This window comes from Balneola vulgaris DSM 17893, from assembly GCF_000375465.1.
Taxonomy (GTDB): domain Bacteria; phylum Bacteroidota; class Rhodothermia; order Balneolales; family Balneolaceae; genus Balneola; species Balneola vulgaris.
Genome location: NZ_AQXH01000014.1, coordinates 1 through 2,265, shown reverse-complemented (window position 1 = coordinate 2,265; position 2,265 = coordinate 1). Strand labels below are relative to the sequence as shown.

General features: G+C 44.5%; 1 protein-coding gene. It reads right to left on the bottom strand.

Going from position 1 to position 2,265, the window contains the following annotated elements; translation table 11 throughout:
• Positions 1-872 precede the first annotated feature (872 nt).
• Positions 873-2,006 (bottom strand): bifunctional chorismate mutase/prephenate dehydrogenase, encoded by a 1,134-nt coding sequence (tyrA, locus tag B155_RS0112650; protein ID WP_018128622.1) that lies wholly within the window; start codon positions 2,004-2,006, stop codon positions 873-875.
• Positions 2,007-2,265 lie beyond the last annotated feature (259 nt).

Below are 2,265 nucleotides of genomic sequence, written 5' to 3'. Positions count from 1 at the left end.
TCAACCTTGTATTTCCTACTCAGGATGACAGCTTTTTATTTGGTTGGATACTTAAGTTAAATAGCAGCGTTGTTAACGATCTATAGACTTCTCGTTTTCACTCGAAGTGACAAAACAGGTGGTTTCTATTTCTTTGTCATATTGACCGAAGGGAGATATATAAAGATAGACTCAACTGTTTTGTTTGAACTACAAGCCTCCAAGCATCCCCGGCGTTGGAATTGAGCAGGGTTCGCCTTCATTTTGCATAGCGACAGAGAAGCAGAACATGCGCCGAGTCCGACCACTGTCGGAAGAGGAATTGCATGTTGTGCCTGGCGCGGCTAAGGAAGGCCCGTATCAATTCCTGCCGGTGGCTTTTTGCTCCCCTTTTCTCCACACAAAAGGGGAAGAGAAAGTGAATGTGGCTCAGAAGCCTAAGAAAGATCCTGAATCACGCTGCACTTCGCTCCGCTGTTCAGGATGACGTCGTTGTTGGGGAAGTGGGTAAGTGAATGAAATTACCTTGCTATTAGCGAAGCTGGTGCTTCTAGAATGCGTTCCCAACGGGGACATTGGGAACGAGGTACGAAGGGTCTCAAACCCTGAACTAGCTTTGGGTAGTTCGTTCACTTGAGATCCTTCGTGTTAGCACCCTTCAGCCTTATCACAGCCTTTCCTACTCAGGATGACAGCTTTTTATTTGGTTGGATACTTAAGCTAAATAGCAGCGTTGTTAACGATCTTTAGACTTCTCGTATTCACTCGAAGTGACTAAACAGGTGGTTTCTATTTCTTTGTCATATCGACCGCAGGAAGATATCTAAAGATTCATGTTAATGCTCTGATCTACCTAAACGCCTCCAATCAATCCAGCAGTTGTGCAACCATCATCATGCAAAGCGATCGGCAAGGCGATTGATGAGATATCCCGATTCGTTCAACGCTTGAGTCGCAAACTTCCCAAAGAAGTCCGTAACCCCTTCAAACTCACGAATGAAGCCTTCTCTATCGTTATGCTTTACCAACTCCGCTAATTTTTGATGATGCTCAAAGAACTTCATGAGCAGTTCTCTGCGCTCCTCATCCGCAAATACGATATCGGCATACAGCTCTGCATCTTGTGCAAAGATTCGGCCGTTCATCATCATTTCAGCACGGTATATAGGACTCGAGTACTCCAGCATGTCATTCGGTTTCAAATCATACTCTTCCATAAATGAACCATGAAGTAGAGCTACGAAATGTCGAAGTCCTTGAACGAGGTGCATTACATGATCGTGCTTCTTTTCGTCTGCTTGAATAACACGCATACCCCACAGCTTACATTGATCGATAAACCAATTTGCCGCCTCTCCTTCTCTACCCGGACATACGACCATCAACTGTTTTGATAAGTTCTGAACACCTGGTCCATGCATAGGATGAAGGCCAATCACTGGCCCTTCATGGGCTTTCAACATCGCCTCTAAGGGCGATGATTTATTACTTGTGAAATCCGCTAATATGGTTTCCTTTTTTAGTCTACCACTCAATCTTTCTATAACCAGTTCAGTTATTTTTATTGGAACTGTGACAACCACCATGTCCAGTTTGGGAGCCATTTCTTCAAGCTCATACCAGTTACTTTTGTCGATCGAATATGCAACGTGACCCGTTTGCTCCGTGATGCGTTTATAGAGGCTTCCCATGCCCCCTTCACCGCCTATATATAGTATGTGTTTAGGGTCGGTGGTTGCAATCGGAAACTTAGACTGAGATTGTTTCGCACGGGATGAAGTCATGATCATACGAAGAAAATCTTCGGCCCATTCAGGGTCAATTCCTCGCTCCATGGCTAATTTCTTAAACGCCTCTGTTTTCTGCTCTTCACGCTCTGGTACAAAGACCGGCAACTGGTTCTCGACTTTGGTTTTTATGACTTCTTGAACCGTCTGTGCTCGTTCAGAGAGCAGGTCTAGGATTTGTTCGTCTATCTCATCTAAACGCTTTCGGGACTGGTTTAAAACGTCTTGGCTTTTGGACATGTTCGAGTGAATCTTTTTTGAGTGATTCGCCAAAATACATATTGCAGCATAAAGTATTGGATAAATAAACGGCTCTGTTTTTTGCTTCCATTATTAGCGAAGCTGGAGCTTCTAGAATGCGTTCCCAACGAGGACGTTGGGAACGAGGTCTATCGGTTGCGAAGAGTCTCAAACCATGAACTAACTTTGGGTAGTGCGTTCACTTGAGATCCTTCGTGTTAACACCCTTCAACCTCAACCTTGTATTTCCTACTCAGGA